The following is a 17,763-nucleotide window of genomic DNA, read 5'->3' as shown; positions in this document are numbered from 1 at the left end:
GGTCGCTGCCCCCCAAGGGGGCTGGCCTTGCTTGGGGCGGCCCTGCGCGGCGGCCGTCACTGCTGATCAAAGGACACTCTCATGGAACGCGACCAGGCATCCAAATTCATCAACGACCTGCTGCGCCTCATGCTCAGCCGCTCGGGCAGCGACCTGTTCCTGACCGCCGATTTTCCGCCAGCGATCAAGGTCGACGGGTCGGTCGTCAAGGTGTCGCCGCAGCCCTTGAACGCCACGCACACGCTGGCGCTGGCGCGCGCCATCATGAACGACAAGCAGGCCGCCGAGTTCGAGCGCACCAAGGAGTGCAACTTCGCGATCTCGCCGCCGGCCATCGGGCGCTTCCGCGTCAACGCTTTCATCCAGCAGGGCAAGGTTGGCATGGTGCTGCGCACGATTCCCGCCGTGCTGCCCACCATCGACAAGCTCGGCCTGCCCCAGGTGCTCAAGGACGTGGCGCTCTCCAAGCGCGGCCTGTGCATCCTGGTCGGCGCGACCGGCTCGGGCAAGTCCACCTCGCTCGCGGCCATGGTGGACTGGCGCAACGAGAACACGCATGGCCACATCATCACGGTGGAAGACCCGATCGAGTTCGTGCACCCGCACAAGAACTGCGTGGTGACGCAGCGCGAAGTGGGCCTGGACACCGACAGCTGGGAGGCCGCGCTGAAGAACACGCTGCGCCAGGCGCCCGATGTGATCCTGATGGGCGAGATCCGCGACCGCGAAGCCATGGAGCACGCGATCCAGTTCTCCGAGACCGGCCACCTGTGCCTGGCCACGCTGCACGCCAACAGTGCCAACCAGGCGCTGGACCGCATCATCAACTTCTTCCCCGAAGAGCGCCGTGCCCAGCTGCTGATGGACCTGTCGCTGAACCTGCGCGCGCTGGTCTCCCAGCGCCTGGTGCCACGCCAGGACAACAAGGGCCGTCACGCGGCGGTGGAGATCATGCTGAACTCGCCGCTGATCTCCGACCTGATCTTCAAGGGCGATGTCGCTGAGATCAAGGAGATCATGAAGAAGAGCACCCAGATGGGCATGCAGACCTTCGACCAGGCGCTGTTCAACGCCTTCGAGGCCAACCTCATCACGCTCGAAGACGCGCTGCGCAACGCCGATTCGCTCAACGACCTGCGGCTGCAGATCAAGCTCAACAGCCAGCGCGCCAAGTCGCTGGACCTGGCGGCGGGCACCGAGCACCTCACGATCGTGTAAAAACACCCCCGCGCCGCGCCGCGCTGGCGCGCGTCACCCCCTCAAGGGGGCAATGTCTGCGGCCCGGCAAGGCCGGTTCCGCGACATTTCTTGAACCCCGCACGAAAGACCTCTTCATGAGCAGCATCGCCGAACGCACCTACGAACCCACCCCTGCGCGCAAGGTCGCCTTCATCGGCCTGGGTGTCATGGGATACCCCATGGCCGGGCATCTGGCGCGCGCCGGCCACGCTGTGACGGTCTACAACCGCTCCAGCGCGAAGGCGGCCGCGTGGGTGGCCGAGTTCGGCGGGGCGCACAAGCCGACGCCGCGCGAGGTCGCCCAGGGCGCGGACATCGTGTTCGCCTGCGTGGGCAACGACGACGACCTGCGCTCCATCGTGCTCGGTGCCGACGGCGCTTTCGCGGGCATGTCGCCCGGCGCCGTGTTCGTGGACCACACCACCGCCTCGGCCGACGTGGCGCGCGAGCTGCATGGCGCGGGCAAGGCATTGGGCATCGCTTTCGTGGATGCCCCCGTCTCGGGTGGCCAGGCGGGCGCGCAGAACGGCGCCCTGACCGTGATGTGCGGTGGTGAGGCAGCCGCGTTCGACGCCGCCAGGCCGGTGGCCATGGCTTTCTCGCGCGCCTTCACCCGCATGGGCGAGAGCGGTGCTGGCCAGCTCACCAAGATGGTCAACCAGATCTGCATCGCCGGCCTCGTGCAAGGCCTGTCCGAAGCGATCGCCTTCGGTCAGAAGGCCGGTCTGGACATGACCCAGGTGCTGGACGTGATCGGCAAAGGCGCGGCCCAGAGCTGGCAGATGGACAACCGGGGCAAGACCATGGTGGCCGACAAGTTCGACTTCGGCTTTGCCGTGGACTGGATGCGCAAGGACCTGGGCCTTGTGCTGGACGAAGCCAAGCGCAACGGCGCGCGCCTGCCGGTCACCGCGCTGGTGGACCAGTTCTACGCCGACGTGCAGGCCATGGGCGGCCAGCGCTTCGACACCTCCAGCCTCATCAAGCGGTTGAGGTAGCCCCCCCCGCGCCGCCTTCGGCGTCACCCCCCAAGGGGGCAACACGTGCGGCCCGTCAAAGCCGGTTCCGCCGTGTTCTGGAAGGGGCCACGCCTCTTCGAGCGGCGTTATTTGGCGGGATTCGCCGGTGCGGGCGGCTTGGCGGCGCCGATGTTGGCGAGTTCCTGCTCGGAGATGATTTCGAACACGCGCACCACGCGCGAGACGTTCTGCGTGTTGCGCGCGATGTCGGTGGCGCGATCGGCCTCGCGTTGTGTCACGCGGCCCATCAGGTACACCGTGCCACGCTCGGTCACCACCTTGAAGGCGCTGGCCGAGAGGTCCTTGGCATCCACCAGCGAGGCCTTCACCCGGCCGGTGATCAGCGTGTCGCTCGCGCGCTCCTTGAGCGAGGGGCTGTTGGTCACGCCCAGCTCGTTGATGACCTCGCGCACGTTCTCCACGCCGGACACGATCTGCGTGACCTTGCTCTTGATCGCCTCGCTGGAGGCCTCGCCGGTGATCAGCACGCGGCGGTTGTAGCTGGAGAGGTTGTAGCGCGCATGCGCGTCGCCCAGCTCGTCCTTCAGGCGGTTGGACGCCCGCAGCTCGATGCCCTGGTCGTCGAGCTGCGCGCCCGAGGTGCGGCGGTCCACCGCGACCAGCGCGGTCACGGCCGCGCCGCCCACCACCAGGGGCGCGCAGGCGCTCAGTGTGGCGCCCAGGGCGGCCACGGCGAGCGCGGCAGCGGCGATGCGGTGAAAGGAAGGGGTGTTCTTGATCTGGCTCATGAGGCACTCTCCATAGGGGTGTTGGACTCGTCGGGCAGGCCCAGCAGCTGGGCGTCCACGCCGTCGCAAATGCAGTGCAGCACGAGGTGATGCACTTCGAGGATGCGGGCCGGCAGCTCGTGCGGCACGCACAGGTGCACGTCGGTGTCGCGCAGTTGCATCGAGAGGCGGCCGCCGCGCGCGCCGGTGAGCGCCACCACGACCATTTCGCGCTCGTGCGCAGCCTCCACCGCCGCCAGCACATTGGCCGAATTGCCGCTGGTGGACAGCGCCAGCAGCACATCGCCGGCCTGGCCGAGCGCGCGCACCTGGCGGGCGAACACCGCGCGGGCATCGAAATCGTTGGCAATGCCGGTGAGCACCGCCGCGTCGGACGAGAGCGAAAACGCCGCCAGCTCGGGCCGCTCGCGTTCGTAGCGGCCCACGAAGCTGGCCGCGAAGTGCTGCGCGGCCGCGGCCGAAGCGCCATTGCCGCAGGCCAGCACCTTGCCGCCGCCCGTGACGCTGGCCAGCACGGCCGCGATGGCCGACTCCACCATCGGTGCCAGGGACTGGGCGCACTGGTACTTCAGGTCGGCGCTGTCGATGAACTGTTGCTGGATGCGTTGCAGAAGCATGGCGCGATCATAGCGGTGAGGGGTGTATCCATTTGCTCAGAATGCCACGGAGGCATCGAAGGCGGCGCGCAGCCACTCGATGCGCACCGGCGTCGGCGCGTCGAACGCACCATCGATCAGCACCACATCGAAGCGGCATGCAGGCTCTGAGCCGAGCCGCAGCAAAAAGTGCCGCGCCGCGAACACGATGCGGCGTTGTTTCAACCCGGTGATGCTGGCGCCGGCCCCACCCTGGCGCTGGCTGGCGCGCTGGCGCACCTCAACGAAGACCAGCGTGCCATCGGGCTCGCGCATAATCAAATCGACTTCGCCACCGCCCCGGCCCGGGGTCCTGAAGTTGCGCCGCACCAGCGCCAGGCCATGGCGCCGCAGGTGGACCAGGGCCGCATCTTCCGCGGCGTCGCCCCGGTCCTTGGTGGTCTGTTTCGCCGCGCCGCTCTCCGAGGGCGCTGCCTGTTTTCTGGATGTCCACATTGTCTGCAAGCACTCCATCCCTGTTGGCCGCCGCCCGTGACGCGGCGGGGCACCAGCATTATCCGCAGGGCGCGCTCTACATGGTCGCCACCCCCATCGGCAACCTGGCCGACATCGGGCTGCGCGCGCTGCAGGTGCTCTCGCTCGTGGACACCGTGGCCTGCGAGGACACACGCCACACCGCCGCGCTGCTGCAGGGCTACGGCCTGCACAAGCCGCTGCTGGCGCTGCACGAGCACAACGAGGCCGAGGCCGCGCAGACCGTGGTCCAGCGCCTGCAGGAAGGCCAGCGCATCGCCTACGTGAGCGACGCCGGCACGCCAGGCGTGAGCGACCCGGGCGCGCGCCTGGTCGCTGCCGTGGCCGCCGCCGGCCTGCGCTGCCTGCCGATCCCCGGCGCCAGCAGCATCACCGCGCTGCTCAGCGTGGCTGGGCACAGCGGCTGGGACGGCCGCTTCGTGTTCGCCGGCTTCCTGTCGCCCAAGGCGGCCGAGCGCCAGCGCGAGGTGCAGCAGATCGGCGCCGATGCGCGTGCCTGCGTGCTGCTGGAGGCGCCGCACCGCATCGAGGCCCTGGCCAAGGAACTGGCCATGCTGGGGCAGCGCACCCTCACCGTGGGGCGCGAGCTGACCAAGCAGTTCGAGGAGATCGCGCCCATGCCGGCCGAAGCCTTCCCCGGCTGGCTGCAGGCCGGCGCGCACCGCACGCGCGGCGAGTTCGTGTTGATGGTGCACCCGCTGATGGCCGAGGCGGCCGAAACCGGCGCGGTGGGCGCGGCGGCGCTTCGCACGCTGGACCTGCTGCTGGCCGAACTCCCGCTGAAGACCGCCGTGCGCCTGTGCGCGGAGATCACCGGCCAGCCGCGCAACGCCCTGTACGAGGCCGCGCTGGCCCGGCGGGCCGATCAGTAGATCACGCGCGCCGTGTGGTCGGGGCCTGATCGGGAACCCGGTTCGCGCGCTGAGGGCGGTGCGTCGGGCACCTCGGTGGCCTCGACATCCACCACATCGCCCATGGGCCGGCGCACGCCGCCCGTGCCACCTGGCCACACGCCCTGCGTGTAGCGCTGCGAGGTCTGGCGAAAGCGGCTGAACACCACCGCCGGGGCGGGCTTGCGGCCGGTCACCAGCGACCAGAGCGAGACGCCGACCACCACCACCAGGGACGCCAGCAGCAGGCTGAGCACGAAGACCAGGGCGGCCAGGGCCAGCGCCAGCCGGATCACGCCACGCAGCACGCGGCCAAAGAAGTCGAAGAGTCCGTTCATGGATGAGAGAGCCTCCTGGCCCCGAGGGAGTTCCTGAACTGGCGCAAACACCAGGCGTGCCACCCGGCATGGGGCAAACAGCGGGCAGATGGGGGCATTCTGGCGGTTTGCAAGCCACCTCGCGGTATGCTCCCGCGTGTGAAACCGATCTACCAGTACTTCTTCCGCGGCCTGATCACCTTCCTGCCGGTGGCGCTCACGGTCTACGTGCTGTACCTGTTCATCGTCTGGGTGGAAACCATCGCCATGTGGGCGATCCGACCGCTGGTCGGCGACTTCTACCTGCCTGGCCTGGGCATCGTGATCGGCGCGGCCATGATCTTCGGCCTGGGTTTCCTGATCTCCCAGCCCGTGACAGCGCGCATGCTCTCCTGGGTGGAGCTGCCGTTCACCAACCTGCCGGTCGTCAAAAGCATCTATTCCTCGCTCAAGAGCTTTGCCGACTACTTCGCGCCCAACAAGAAAGACGCGCAACAGCAGGTGGTGATGCTGAAGATGCCGGACAATGAGATGACCATCGTCGGCCTGGTGACGCGCCAGAACATGGCCGGCCTGCCGCCAGGGCTGGCCGAGCTGGACCACGTGGCGGTCTACCTTCCCATGGGCTACATGATCGGCGGCTACACCGTGTTCGTGCCGCGCAGCTGGACCACGCCGATCGACATGTCGGTCGAAGAAGCCATGCGCGCCTCGCTGCTCGCGTGGATGGCCTCGGTCAGCCGCAACCCGCCCTGAGCGGAACTTGCGCCGGGGTGGCGCTTCCAACCAGACTGCCGTCGCCTGGAGACCTGCATGCCCACCCTGCCCCGCCGCCGCCTCCTCATCGCCAGCGCCGCCGCCGTGGCCGCGCCGGCCTGGCTGTCACCCGCCCTCGCGCAGGGCAAGGCCTTGCGGCCCACGCCGAGCCAGACCGAAGGCCCGTTCTACCCCGTCACCCTGCCGACCGATTCGGACGCCGACCTGCTCCGCAACGGCAAGGCGGTCTACGGCAAGGGCCAGCCCACCTGGGTCGACGGCACGGTGACCGACCTGTCGGGCGTGCCCGTGGCCGGCGCGGTGGTGGAGATCTGGCAGTGCGACCACGAAGGCCGCTACCACCACCCCGGCGACGGCGGACGGGCCGACCCCGCGTTCCAGGGCTTCGGCCAGGTCACCGTGGGCCGCGACGGGCGCTACCGCTTCCGCACCCTGAAGCCCGTGCCCTACACCGGCCGCACGCCGCACATCCACGTGAAAGTGCGGCTGGACCGCCAGGAACTGCTCACCACCCAGCTGTACGTGGCGGGCGACCCCGGCAACGAGCGCGACGGCCTCTGGCGGCGCATGAACGAAGAGGCCCGCGCCGCGGTCACCGTGCCCTTCACCCCCGGCAGCGACGGCCTGCGCGCCACTTTCCCCATCGCCGTGCAGGCTTGAAGCCGGGCGGCTAAGCTCGCCGCATGGATTCATTGACCCAGATTGCCCTCGGCTCGGCCGTGGGCGTGGCCGTGATGGGCCGGCGCACCGCCGCGTGGAAAGCCGCGCTGTGGGGCGCCGTCGGCGGCACCCTGCCCGACCTGGACGCCTTCATCAACCACGGCGACGCCATCCTCAACATGACGCGCCACCGCGCCGAGAGCCACGCGCTCTTCGTGCTCACGCTGGCCGCGCCGGTGCTGGCCTGGATCGTTTCGCGCGTGCACCGCGAGGCCGCGCTGTTCAGGCGCTGGTGGCTGGCGATGTGGCTGGTGTTCATCACCCACCCGCTGCTCGACACCATGACGGTCTACGGCACCCAGCTTCTGCAGCCGTTCAGCGATTACCCGTTCGCCGTGGGCAGCGTCTTCATCATCGACCCGGCCTACACCCTGCCGCTGATCGTGGGCGTGGTCGCGGCGCTGCGGCTGAAGTCCGCGCGCGGTCTGGCCTGGAACACCGCCGGGCTGGTGCTCAGCACGCTCTACCTGGCCTGGAGCGTGGGCGCGCAGCAGCACGTCACGCGGGTGGCGCAGGCGTCCCTGCAGGCCGACGGCATCGCGGCCGAGCGCCTGCTGGTCACGCCCTCGCCGTTCAACACCGTGCTCTGGCGGCTGGTGGCCACCACGCCCACCGAGTACCGCGAGGGCTTCTACTCGCTGCTGGACGACAGCCCGCGGATCACCTGGACGGTGCATGAGCGCGGCGCGGACCTGATCGCGCAACATCGCAACGAGCCCTACCTCGCGCGCATGGCGGCCTTCACCCACGGCTTCTACAGCGTGTCGGCCACCGAGGGCCATCTGTTCGTGACCGACCTGCGCATGGGCCAGGAGCCGCACTACACCTTCCGCTTCGACCTGGGCACCGACACGGAGCGGGCCAGCGGGGGCCACCGCCCCACCCTGAACGGCTCGCGCCCGGACCTCGCGACCGCGCTGCCCGGCCTGTGGCACCGCCTGCTCGGCAACCGCCCGCCCTCGCCACCGGGCAACTGACAAATATGCACCATGTTCGGGCAGTCTCCAAGAGTGAAGGTCCTGATGACGCAAGCGGGACGGGCGCGCAGCATGAACCGATCTGTGATTGAACACGGAGGCGAGAGAGAACCAGGCGCCAGAGACATCGAAAGCCATCCGCAATGCGCGATTCCTGGGCGGGCACCGGCGTGGTGTCTAGTCAAATCACACCAATGAAGAAGAAGAATGAAAGTTGCCCCGCCCACGCCCTTCGAGGCAAAGCGCCTTCAACGCTTGCGCGAACTCGGAATCATGGACACCTTGCCCGATGCGGCATTCGACGCCATCACCGAGTTGGCCGCTCAGATGTGCGAGTCGCCCATCGCCCTCATCACGCTGGTGGACGAAGACCGACAATGGTTCAAATCCAAAGTGGGCCTTCGGATCACGCACACCGCACGAGAATTCGCCTTCTGCGCGCATGCCATCCTCATGCCGGAGGATGTCATGCTCGTCGAAGATGCGCTTCGCGACGAAAGATTCTTCGACAACCCACTGGTCACCGGTGACCCGAACATCCGGTTCTACGCGGGTGCACCGATCGTCACTTTGGATGGCCATGCGCTGGGGACAGTCTGCGTCATCGACCACGCTCCGCGACAGCTCTCAAAGCGACAGATCGGCGCACTCCAGACCATGGCGGCGGCGGTCCGAAACCTGATCAACCACTCGAATGCCATCCTGGAATCGGTTTCGGATCAGGCGAATCGCTGGCACCAGCAGCAAACCGTGATGCAAGCGGTCGGTGCGGCGGGCATCGATCTCAAAGCCTATATCGACAAGGACCACACCTATCAGTATGTGAACCGCACCTACCTGGACTACTGGGGACTCAGCCGCGACCAGATGGCCGGATTGAAAGTGGAAGAGCTGCTGCCCAAGGGGCTTTACGAGTCCGTTGTGGCGCGCCAGCTTGACCACGCGTTGGAAGGCACGGAGGTGCGATTTGAAACAGTGATCGAGTTCTCCAAAGCCGGCCCTCGGCATGTGCAGGTCACCTACATTTCGGATCGAAAAGACGGCAAAGGCGCTCCTGTGGGCGTCGTGGCCAGGATCCAGGACATTGAAGACATCAAGGAACGGGAAAAGCAACTCGAAGCCACTGTCGAGCTGTTGGAACAAAAGACGCTGCAGCAGCAGAAGTACTTCCACATGTTGTCGCACGACTTGAAGGAGCCGTTGAATGCCATCCGAAACTTCATGGGGCTCATCAAGATGGAGTGCGAAGAGCTTCTGCCGCAGGACAGTCTGCACCATGTAGACAGTGCCATCCAGGGGAGCGAACGAATGCGCGCCCTGATCGATGACTTGCGGCGCTTCATGGAGATCGAGTCATATCAGATGGAGATTGAAGAGGTGCGGCTGAACGAAGTTGTCGATGAGGCCTGGCTCGATCTGAACGCCGTTGCGCGGCGACAGAACGCTCAGCTCGCGGTTGCGAGGTTGCCAGTGATTCAAGGGAGCGCCTCATTGCTGCGCATCCTGTTTCAGAACTTGTTTTCCAATGCAATCCGGTACGCGCGCGAGGGCGTTGCACCACAGGTCGCGCTCTCAAGCGAAGCAGAAGACGACACGCTGCTCGTGCGCGTAACCGACAACGGTATTGGCGTCCCTGTCGAATACCACGAGGAGATATTCCTGCCCTCAAGACGCCTGCACTCCCGAAGGATCAGTCCGGGATCCGGGCTCGGACTGGCCATGTGCAAGCGCATCGCGGAAATGCATGGTGGATCGATCACCGTGCAATCGACCGAAGGCGCGGGAAGCACCTTTCTGCTGGAACTCCCTGGCGCCATTCGCCCCTGTCAAGATTGAACGAACCATGCCCCCCATCGAGCGCATCGTCCTGGTTGACGACAACGATCTGGACAACAGTTTTCACACCATCATTCTGAAGAAGGCGGGATTTGCCGGCGAGCTGGCGGTTCTGGAGTCCGGGGTTCAGCTCGTTGACGTCATGCGGCGAGAAACGCAGCCAGTGCCAACCCTCTTGTTCATTGACATCAATATGCCGGTGCTCAATGGCTTCGAGACCATCAAGAAGTTGGTTGAACTGTCACTGCTGAACGGCGAAATTCAGACTTACATACTGAGCTCCTCGGATGCGGCCTCGGACATGCAGATGGCGAGATCTGTGCCTCAGATTAAGGGCTTTCTCGTCAAGCCGCTCAACGTGGAGGACGTGCGGCGCCTTCTGGCCGCATGACGCGCGGCTAGAGCAGCCACTCGATCGGCAACACCGACAACAAGCCGATCCAGGCGCGTTGCCCCAGTGAGCTGCCCGGCTCGCGGGTGTGGCGGATCTCCTGGCCGTCGCGGCGTTCGATCCACACCAGATCGCCCTGCTCATCGAGCCGCACCGCGTACGCCGTGGCCGGCACCTCGCGGTCGAAGGCGTCTGCGACCGCGCGCGCCATGGCCGGGCTGTCGATGATGAACCCCAGCTCGGTGTTCAGGTGCGCCGAGCGCGGATCGAAATTCATCGACCCCACGAACACGCGCTCGCCATCGAGCGCGAAGGTCTTGGCGTGCAGGCTGGAGCCCGAACTGCCGAACACGCCCGAGCGGCCCATCACCACCGCGCTGCGGCGCATCTCATACAGCTCGATGCCGCAGCGCAGCAGGTCCTGGCGGTAGCGCGCGTAACCCGAGTGCACGGCCGACACGTCGGTCGCCTCCAGCGCGTTCGTCAGGATGCGCACGCGCACGCCCCTGGCCGCGAGGCGCTCGAAGACCGCCACGCCGGCCGCGGTGGGCACGAAGTAGGGCGAGATCAGATCGAGCGAGCGCACCGGCGGGCGCGCCAGCACCTGGGCCAGCTGGTGGGTCACCAGCCCTTCCTTCTCGGCCAGGCCCAGGCCCTTGCGGGGATCGTCGCTGACCATCTCCACGCGCGCCCACTGGGGCACGATGCCCCCCGTGAGCAGGTCGGACACGAAGCGCGACCCGCGCAGGGCCTGCAGGTAGCGCGTGGCGCGCGGATCGCGCTCGGCCTGCGCCACGGCGTCCGGTGCCGCCACTGCGGTCCCGGCCGGGACGATGCGGTCGATCGGGTAGGCCGAGGCGCTGGCCCAGTAGCGGTCGAAGTCGGTCGACAGCTCGGGCACCACCGCCCCGGTGGCCAGCACGTCGAGATCGGCGAACAGCACGCCATCGGTGGCGCCGAAGTACTCGTCGCCCACGTTGCGCCCACCCATGATGGCGGCCTGGCTGTCGGCGACCAGCGCCTTGTTGTGCATGCGCCGGTTGGCGCGGCTGAAGTGCGTGAGGTAGCCCAGCGCCTTGGGCTGGCGGATGGAGAACGGGTTGAACAGCCGCACCTCGATGGCCGGGTGCCGGTCCAGCGCGAGCAGCTTGCCGTCCATGGCCACGCCGTTGTCGTCCAGCAGCAGGCGCACGCGCACGCCGCGGTCGGCCGCCTCGCGCAGCGCGTTGAGCAGGAGGTTGCCGGTGATGTCGTCGCGCCAGATGTAGTACTGCACGTCCAGCGTGCGCTCGGCCGCGCGCACCAGCAGCACGCGCGCCGCGAACGACTCCAGCGCATCGGCCAGCGGCAGGATGCCGGACTCGCCGGGATGGGCCTGCGCGTCCGCGCTCAGCACACGGCCCAGCGCCGTGGCAGCGGCCTCGGCCGGCGCCAGGGCCCGGGACTCGGTGCGCCCTTCCAGCGGAGGCAGGGCACAGCCCTGGAGCAGGGCAGTCAGCAACGCCATCATCCACCCCCCTCGTTGGAAGATCCTCATGGAAGGCACGCTCATGACAGCGCGGCGGAGGCGTTCAGCCCATCAGCAGCGTCACGCAGACGATCACGATGCCGATGCACAGGTTGACGAACACCCAGCTGCGGATGGAGGCCATGGCCGCGCCGGCGGCCGGCCAGTCGCTGGCGGCCACGGTGCGCGTGAGGCGCTTGAACAGCGCGAAACGGATGTGGCCGAAGATGGCGATCATCACGATGCCCAGCGTGGCCATGATGGTCCAGTCCAGCGGCATGTTGAAGGCCAGGCCGGCCTGCACTGTCTCTTTCGCCACACGACCGATCATCCACAGGCCGGTGACCAGGACCACCAGCGAGGCCCACAGCACCACCGAGAAGAAGCGCTGCATCACGGTCTGCAACAGACGCAGGCGCACCGGCGGCTCCAGCGCCTGCACCGAGGGGCGCAGGAAGAAATGCGCGAAGGCCATGCCGCCCACCCACAGGATGACGGCCAGCACATGAACGAGTTTGAGGGCGGAGAAGATCATGCGCAGGGCTTTCTGTGTGGGTGAGTCAGGCTTCGGTCAGCACGCCGTCCACGCGGCGCTGCAGCCGGTAGGGCGGCAAGCCCTTGAGCATGCGCCGTCCGTAGGACTGGCGCAGCAAGCGGGCATCGTAACAAACGACCACCGCCTCGTCGGCCTCGGTGCGCAGCGCGCGCCCGGTCCATTGCAGCAGGCGCGCGCCGGTGGCGGGCACCACGAGTTCGCTGAACGGGTCGCGGCCCTGGCTCTTGAGCCAGTCGGCGCGAGCCTGGCCCACCGGGTCGCTCGGCGAGGCAAAGGGCAGCTTGGTGATGAACACCCATTCGCACAACTCGCCGGGCAGGTCCAGCCCCTCGCCGAAGGACTGCAGGCCGAACAGCACCGAGGGCTTGCCCTCGGCCACGCGCTCGGCATGGCGGCGCAGCAGCACGGTTCGCGAGGCCTCGCCCTGCACCAGCACGCGGTCGCGCAGTGCGCCTTGTTCGCCGCGCTCCAGCAGGCCCTGTGCCTGGCGCATCTGCGCGCGCGAGGTGAACAGCACCAGCGCGCCGCGCTCGACCTCGCGCAGGTCGGCCATCAGCAGGGCCAGCATTTCGCGCGTGTAACCGTCCACGTCCTTGGGGTCGGCGGTGGTCTGCACCACCACCAGGCGGCCCTGGCGCGCGTGGTCGAACGGGCTCTGCACCTCGCGCGCGGCCACCGCGCCGTCCCAGGCCAGGCCGGATTCGTGCAGGAAGTGGTCGAAGCTGCCACAGGTGGTGAGCGAGGCCGAGGTGACCACCGCCGCGCGCACCTGGTTCCACAGGTGGTTGCGCAGCAGGCTGCCCGGCTGCAAGGGGCAGGCGTGCGCGGTCAGTGTGACCAGGCCATGGCTTACGCCGGCCTCCAGCCACTTGGCCAGGGGCGGCTGCCCGTCGCCCGCCGCCTGCTGCCAGTAGCTGGCGGTCTCCTGCGCGCTCTGCAGGCGCGGCGCGAGCACGCCCAGGCGGCTGTAGAGCTTGGCGCAGCGCGCCGCGTCGCCCGGGTTCTCGCGCGCATTGGCCTTGAGCTGGGTGGCCAGCGCCTCGAACACCTTCAGCAGGCTGCTGGCGTTGGCGTGCAGCTTGCCCACCACCTCCTGCCACTCCGCCGGCAGCACGCCGCCTTCGAAGCGGTCCACCACCGGTGCGCCAGCGTCGTTGAAAGAACCGCCCCCCGCGCGCGCGGGCGAGCGGCCGGCGGACCGGCCGGTGAGGTCCAGCCAGGCCGGCAGCGAGCCGATGCGCTGCATCGCCAGCCGCGCCAGCTCGGTCTGCGCGCTCTTGAGTTCCTTGGTGAACGCGGCCACATCGATGGTGGGCTTGTGGTCGATCGCCGTGGCCACCTCGTCCACGGCGCGCGGCAGCTTGTCCAGCCAGTGGCCGCGCATCAGGTCCATGGAGGCGGTGAACTGCCCCTGCGCCACCGAACCCAGGTGGTGCGCCTCGTCGAACACGAGGTAGCAGTCCTGCGGCGCGGGCAGCGCGTGCAGGCCCAGGGTGGAGAGCAGCAGGTCGTGGTTGACCACGATCACCTGCGCCTGAGCCAGCCTGGCGCGCGCCTGGTAGTAGCTGCAGCTGTTGTAGCTGGGGCAGTGGCGCGCGGTGCAGGTGTGGCGCTCGGCGGCCACGGGCGCCCACAGGCTGCCGTCGGGCGGGTCATCCAGCCGGTCGCGGTCGCCGTCCCAGCTGCCACCGTCCAGCGCGTTGGCCCAGGCGGTGTACTGCACGCCACGCTCCTGCCAGCGCGCCGCGGCGGCGGCCGAGGCCACGGCCTGCGCCGCCAGCCCGGCCGCGCTGGTGTCGGCGGCGGCGCCGTCGTCGCTTTCGAACAGGTCGGCGCTGGCCGCGTCGCCGCCACTCAGTTGGTCGAGCTTCAATCGGCACACGTAGCGCCCGCGCCCCTTGGCCAGCGCGAAGCTGAAGGGCTGCGGCAGCGTGGCGGCCAGCGCCGGCAGGTCCTTGGCGATCAGCTGCTCCTGCAGCGCCACCGTGGCGGTGCTGATGATCACGCGCTTCTGCTGCGCCAGCGCGAGCGGAATCACCGTGGACGCATAGGCCGCCGATTTGCCCACGCCGGTGCCCGCCTGCACCACCGCGATGCCGCGCGCGGGCAGCGCCGCGTCGCTCGCCACCGCGCCGTCGCCCAAGGTCACCCCCGAGAGCGTGTGCGCGATGTGGGCCGCCATCTCGCGCTGGCCCGGCCGCGCGCGGTAGCCCGGCGCGTGCGCCACCACGTGGTCGAACGCGGCCAGCGCGATCGCCTCGCGCGCCAGCGGGCCGGCCACCGGCGCGGCGGATGCGCCGGTGTCGGCGGAAGAGGGCTCAAGGGTGGGGGTGGACATGCGGACGCGAAAGCAAACGCCAATTGTCCCAGACCAGGCCCGATGTCACCCGGCCATGGTGCAATGCACCCCCCTCCCCCCTGACAATGCGATCCATGGCCCAGAACTCCCGCCCCGGCAAACACCCGATCGACCTCGCGCTGCAAGGCGGCGGTTCGCACGGCGCCTTCACCTGGGGTGTGCTCGACCGCCTGCTGGAAGACGACACGCTGGAGATCGCCGCCGTCAGCGGCACCAGCGCGGGCGCCATGAACGCGGTGGCCCTGGCCTCGGGCCTCATGGACGGCGGTCGCGAAGGCGCGCAGCGCGTGCTGCGCCAGTTCTGGACGCGTGTGGCCGAGCTCTCGCCCTTCCACCGGCTGCAGACCAGCCCGATCGGCGTGCTCATGGGCCCGGCCACCGACTGGCTCGCGCCCTGGCTCAAGCCCTGGACCGAGCCGCTGCAGCAGGCGGCCGATGCCTTCGGCCACACGCTCTCGCCCTACCAGCTCAACCCGCTCAACCTGAACCCGCTGCGCGACATCCTGGTCGAAACCATCGACTTCGACCGCGCGCGCCGCTGCCACAAGACGCAGCTCTTCATTGCCGCCACGCAGGTGCGCACCGGCGCGCTGCGCGTGTTCGGCCAGCAGGAACTCACGGCCGACATGGTGCTGGCCTCGGCCTGCCTGCCGCTGCTGTTCCAGGCGGTGGAGATCGAGGGCGAGGCCTACTGGGACGGCGGCTACGCGGGCAACCCCACGCTGCTGCCGCTGGTCAACGAGACCCGCGCCGACGACCTGCTGCTGGTGCAGATCAACCCCACGCAGCGCGAGAGCGTGCCCACCAGCGCGCGCGACATCCTCGACCGCATCAACGAGGTGACCTTCAACGCCAGCCTGGTGAAAGAGCTGCGCACGCTGGCGCTGCTCAAGCAGGTCATCGGCGAGCAGCGCTCGCCCGGCAGCCCCGCGCTGTTCCAGCGCGTGCAGCGGCTGCGCGTGCACCTGATCGAGGGTGGCGACTCGCTCGCGGCGCTGGGCGCGGGCAGCAAGACCAACACGCAGTGGGCCTTCCTCTCCAATCTGCATGCCATGGGGCGCGAAGCGGCGGACCGCTGGCTGCATGCGCACCGGCGCGACCTGGGGCAACGCAGCACGCTGGACCTGGGGCCGGTGCTCAAGGACGTCTGAGCCCCGCGCCCCGCCAAGGGGGCCGGGCTCAGGCCGTGAAGCGCATGGAGAAGTCGGCGGCGATGACGTCCTTGACCAGCGCGCCCACCGAGATGCGGTCCACCCCGGTCTCGGCATAGGCGCGGATGTTCTCCAGGTTCACACCGCCCGAGACCTCCAGGCTGCATCGGCCGCCGGCCATCGCCACCGCGCGGCGCACCGAGTCCAGCGGCATGTTGTCCAGCAGCACCATGGTCACGCCGATGGCCAGCGCCTCTTCCAGCTGCGCCAGGGTTTCCACCTCGACCTGGATGAAGCTGGCCTGAGGCGCCAGCGCCTGGGCCGCGCGGAACGCGGCCGAGAGGCTGCCGGCCGCGTGGATGTGGTTCTCCTTGATCAGCACCGCATCGAACAGCCCCATGCGGTGGTTGTGCCCGCCGCCGCAGCGCACGGCGTATTTTTGTGCCTGGCGCAGGCCAGGGATGGTCTTGCGGGTGTCGAGCACGCGGGCGACTGTGCCCTGCACCCGATCGACGTAGACCGCCGTCCGGGTCGCGATGCCGCTGAGGAACTGCAGGAAGTTCAGGCAGGTGCGTTCGGCGGTGAGCAGTTCGCGCGCGCCACCCTCGACCTCGAAGATCGCCTGCCCGGGTTCACAACGCCCGCCGTCGGGCACCCGCCAGGTCACCGTGGCAGCCGGGGCCAGCTGGCGCAGCGTGGCCCGCACCCAGGGTTCGCCGCAGATCACGGCGGCCTGCCGGCAGATCACGACGGCGCGCGCGCGCCGGTCGCCGGGCACGATGCCGGCAGAGAGATCGCCCGCGCCCACGTCCTCGGTCAGGGCGCGTTGCACGTCGGCGTCGATCTGGGTGGGGGAAATGTCGAGGTCCATCATCGTCGGCAGAGAAGGGAGAGAGAAAAAAGGGGCTAGGAACGGCGCCGCAGGACCACCGGCTTGCCGCCCAGCTGGGCCTTGCACATCCAGTGCGCCAGGGCGGAATCGAGGTGGGTGGCGTGGCCGGGGAACCAGTCTTCCAGCGCATCGGCCAGGCGCCGACAGGGCGCCACATCGCCCTGCAACAGCAGGGAGCGCACCTCGGCGGCTGAGCGGAGCACGGCCGCGTGCTCGTCCACATGGCACTGGCGGGGCGGAAACCCGCTCTCTTCCATCCAGCGGTCCTCCTCGCCGAAGTGCTCGGCCAGGTGATCAATCATGGCGTCCAGCGCCACCAGCAGGATCTCGTCGGGCGCGCGCTGCAGATCGCCCAGGCAGGTCACGAATTCCTCGTGCCGGCGGTCCATGGGCAGGTAACCGAGCAGGAGCTCGTCGCTCCAGGCCAAGGGGCCCTGTTCGGGCATGGGCGGGTGAGCGTCCTGGTTCACTTGAACAGCAGCACCGTCGCCAGCACCGTCAGAAAGGCCAGCAGCAGCGCGCGAAAGCGCGTCTCGCTGAGCCGGTAGCGGATCTTCTTGCCCAGCGCGAGCCCGAGCAGCATGGGCAGCACGGTGGCGCAGGACACCAGCAGCTCGAAGGCGCCGAAGCGGCCGTACCAGATCATGGCCGAGTACATGAACACCGAACCGAAGAGGTAGATGACGCTGATGCTGCCGATGAACTCCTCGCGCTTGAGGTTCAGCGCCATCAGGTAGGTGATGAGCACCGGGCTGGTGAGGGACGACACCCCGCCCATCACACCGGCCGTGATCCCGGCCAGCACGCTGGCCGCGGTCTCGTGGCGCGGCGCGATCCGCACGTTGGACCGGGTCGCCATCAGCAGCACGGAGACCAGGATCGCGCAGGCGAACATCACGTTCATGTGGTCGGCCGAGAGGCTGGAGGTCAGGCGCACCGTGAGCACGACAGACAACAGCTGCGACACGATGAGCCAGCGAAAGCGCTTCACGCTGTAGATCGGCGAACCGCGCTCGATGGTCTGGACCACGTTGGACCACAGCACCGGCACCACCATCAGGCCGATGGCCTGGGCCGGTGGCACGAAGAGGGACAGCATGGGCACGGCCAGCATGCCCATGCCCACGCCCATCGCGCCTTTGACGATGCCCGCCGCCAGGACGATGACCGCCCCCGCCAGCAGGAACGCCAACCACGCGGCGGGCTGGAATTCACCCATTCGATGGACCATGGCAGGCTGCGGCGGCGCGGGC

Annotated in this window: 19 protein-coding genes; 9 read left to right on the top strand and 10 right to left on the bottom strand. The window is 68.6% G+C overall.

Translation table 11 applies throughout. From position 1 onward, the window contains the following. Positions 1–81: 81 nt before the first annotated feature. Both ACODTB_RS22720 and ACODTB_RS22715 read left to right on the top strand, forming a co-directional pair. Entirely contained in the window at positions 82–1,218 is a 1,137-nt protein-coding gene (locus tag ACODTB_RS22720) for a PilT/PilU family type 4a pilus ATPase (protein WP_291120124.1), read from the top strand. Between the two features lie 116 nt (positions 1,219–1,334). Continuing rightward, positions 1,335–2,237, top strand: coding sequence for an NAD(P)-dependent oxidoreductase (locus ACODTB_RS22715; protein WP_291120126.1), 903 nt, complete (start codon positions 1,335–1,337; stop codon positions 2,235–2,237). A gap of 107 nt (positions 2,238–2,344) precedes the next feature. Here ACODTB_RS22715 and ACODTB_RS22710 read toward each other — a convergent pair whose 3' ends face one another. The 3 genes from ACODTB_RS22710 to ACODTB_RS22700 are packed head-to-tail and all read right to left on the bottom strand — an operon-like array spanning position 2,345 to position 4,098. Continuing rightward, positions 2,345–3,007 carry a BON domain-containing protein gene (locus tag ACODTB_RS22710; protein WP_291120129.1) on the bottom strand — a complete coding sequence of 221 codons (663 nt, stop codon included), beginning with the start codon at positions 3,005–3,007 and terminating at the stop codon, positions 2,345–2,347. Beyond that, positions 3,004–3,624, bottom strand: a complete 621-nt coding sequence (locus tag ACODTB_RS22705) for an SIS domain-containing protein (RefSeq protein ID WP_291120132.1) — start codon at positions 3,622–3,624, stop codon at positions 3,004–3,006. Before ACODTB_RS22705 ends, ACODTB_RS22710 begins: the two co-directional genes overlap by 4 nt. A 36-nt stretch (positions 3,625–3,660) precedes the next feature. Beyond that, positions 3,661–4,098 carry a YraN family protein gene (locus tag ACODTB_RS22700; RefSeq protein ID WP_291120237.1) on the bottom strand — a complete coding sequence of 146 codons (438 nt, stop codon included), beginning with the start codon at positions 4,096–4,098 and terminating at the stop codon, positions 3,661–3,663. On the opposite strand from ACODTB_RS22700, the gene rsmI reads away from it, so the two are divergent. Continuing rightward, a complete protein-coding gene (gene rsmI / locus ACODTB_RS22695) occupies positions 4,089–5,009 on the top strand; it encodes a 16S rRNA (cytidine(1402)-2'-O)-methyltransferase (RefSeq protein WP_291120135.1) in 921 nt (306 codons plus the stop codon). The two genes, ACODTB_RS22700 and rsmI, sit on opposite strands and share 10 nt — an antisense overlap. Here rsmI and ACODTB_RS22690 read toward each other — a convergent pair. Then, a complete protein-coding gene (locus ACODTB_RS22690) occupies positions 5,003–5,365 on the bottom strand; it encodes a hypothetical protein (protein ID WP_291120138.1) in 363 nt (120 codons plus the stop codon). The two genes, rsmI and ACODTB_RS22690, sit on opposite strands and share 7 nt — an antisense overlap. A gap of 126 nt (positions 5,366–5,491) precedes the next feature. Here ACODTB_RS22690 and ACODTB_RS22685 point away from each other — a divergent pair, with 126 nt between their 5' ends. From ACODTB_RS22685 to ACODTB_RS22665, 5 genes are all read left to right on the top strand, one after another. Next, entirely contained in the window at positions 5,492–6,100 is a 609-nt protein-coding gene (locus ACODTB_RS22685) for a DUF502 domain-containing protein (protein WP_488929753.1), read from the top strand. A 57-nt stretch (positions 6,101–6,157) separates the two neighbouring features. After that, positions 6,158–6,781 carry a dioxygenase family protein gene (locus tag ACODTB_RS22680; RefSeq protein WP_291120143.1) on the top strand — a complete coding sequence of 208 codons (624 nt, stop codon included), beginning with the start codon at positions 6,158–6,160 and terminating at the stop codon, positions 6,779–6,781. A 23-nt stretch (positions 6,782–6,804) separates the two neighbouring features. Further along, on the top strand, positions 6,805–7,818 hold the full coding sequence (locus ACODTB_RS22675) for a metal-dependent hydrolase (protein ID WP_291120145.1): 1,014 nt from the start codon (positions 6,805–6,807) through the stop codon (positions 7,816–7,818). Positions 7,819–8,025: 207 nt separating this feature from the next. Then, positions 8,026–9,654 (top strand): sensor histidine kinase, encoded by a 1,629-nt coding sequence (locus ACODTB_RS22670; RefSeq protein WP_291120148.1) that lies wholly within the window; start codon positions 8,026–8,028, stop codon positions 9,652–9,654. Positions 9,655–9,661: 7 nt separating this feature from the next. Further along, the gene (locus ACODTB_RS22665) at positions 9,662–10,045 is read left to right on the top strand and encodes a response regulator (RefSeq protein ID WP_291120150.1); all 384 of its coding nucleotides are present in this window, start codon (positions 9,662–9,664) and stop codon (positions 10,043–10,045) included. Positions 10,046–10,052: 7 nt separating this feature from the next. On the opposite strand, the gene ACODTB_RS22660 is transcribed toward ACODTB_RS22665, so the two are convergent. From ACODTB_RS22660 to dinG, 3 genes are read right to left on the bottom strand one after another with little or no spacing between them, the layout of a single operon-like run. Continuing rightward, the gene (locus tag ACODTB_RS22660; protein WP_488929752.1) at positions 10,053–11,582 is read right to left on the bottom strand and encodes a phospholipase D family protein; all 1,530 of its coding nucleotides are present in this window, start codon (positions 11,580–11,582) and stop codon (positions 10,053–10,055) included. Between the two features lie 34 nt (positions 11,583–11,616). Further along, positions 11,617–12,087 (bottom strand): CopD family protein, encoded by a 471-nt coding sequence (locus ACODTB_RS22655; protein WP_291120154.1) that lies wholly within the window; start codon positions 12,085–12,087, stop codon positions 11,617–11,619. A gap of 25 nt (positions 12,088–12,112) precedes the next feature. Continuing rightward, entirely contained in the window at positions 12,113–14,446 is a 2,334-nt protein-coding gene (gene dinG / locus ACODTB_RS22650) for an ATP-dependent DNA helicase DinG (protein ID WP_291120156.1), read from the bottom strand. 95 nt (positions 14,447–14,541) lie between these two features. Here dinG and ACODTB_RS22645 point away from each other — a divergent pair, with 95 nt between their 5' ends. Next, positions 14,542–15,618: a patatin-like phospholipase family protein gene (locus tag ACODTB_RS22645; protein WP_291120158.1), complete on the top strand. Its 1,077-nt coding sequence runs from the start codon at positions 14,542–14,544 to the stop codon at positions 15,616–15,618. A gap of 28 nt (positions 15,619–15,646) precedes the next feature. Here ACODTB_RS22645 and nadC read toward each other — a convergent pair whose 3' ends face one another. The 3 genes from nadC to ACODTB_RS22630 are packed head-to-tail and all read right to left on the bottom strand — an operon-like array spanning position 15,647 to position 17,741. Beyond that, on the bottom strand, positions 15,647–16,492 hold the full coding sequence (nadC, locus tag ACODTB_RS22640; protein WP_291120160.1) for a carboxylating nicotinate-nucleotide diphosphorylase: 846 nt from the start codon (positions 16,490–16,492) through the stop codon (positions 15,647–15,649). A gap of 32 nt (positions 16,493–16,524) precedes the next feature. Then, complete coding sequence (locus ACODTB_RS22635; RefSeq protein WP_291120162.1) at positions 16,525–16,956, bottom strand: hemerythrin domain-containing protein; 432 nt, start codon at positions 16,954–16,956, stop codon at positions 16,525–16,527. Positions 16,957–16,976: 20 nt separating this feature from the next. Further along, positions 16,977–17,741, bottom strand: a complete 765-nt coding sequence (locus ACODTB_RS22630) for a sulfite exporter TauE/SafE family protein (protein WP_488929751.1) — start codon at positions 17,739–17,741, stop codon at positions 16,977–16,979. Positions 17,742–17,763: the final 22 nt, after the last annotated feature.

Source organism: Hydrogenophaga sp. FG152 (assembly GCF_057809615.1).
The sequence above is the reverse complement of the archived record's forward strand: the minus strand, read 5'-3'. Positions and strand labels throughout refer to the sequence as shown.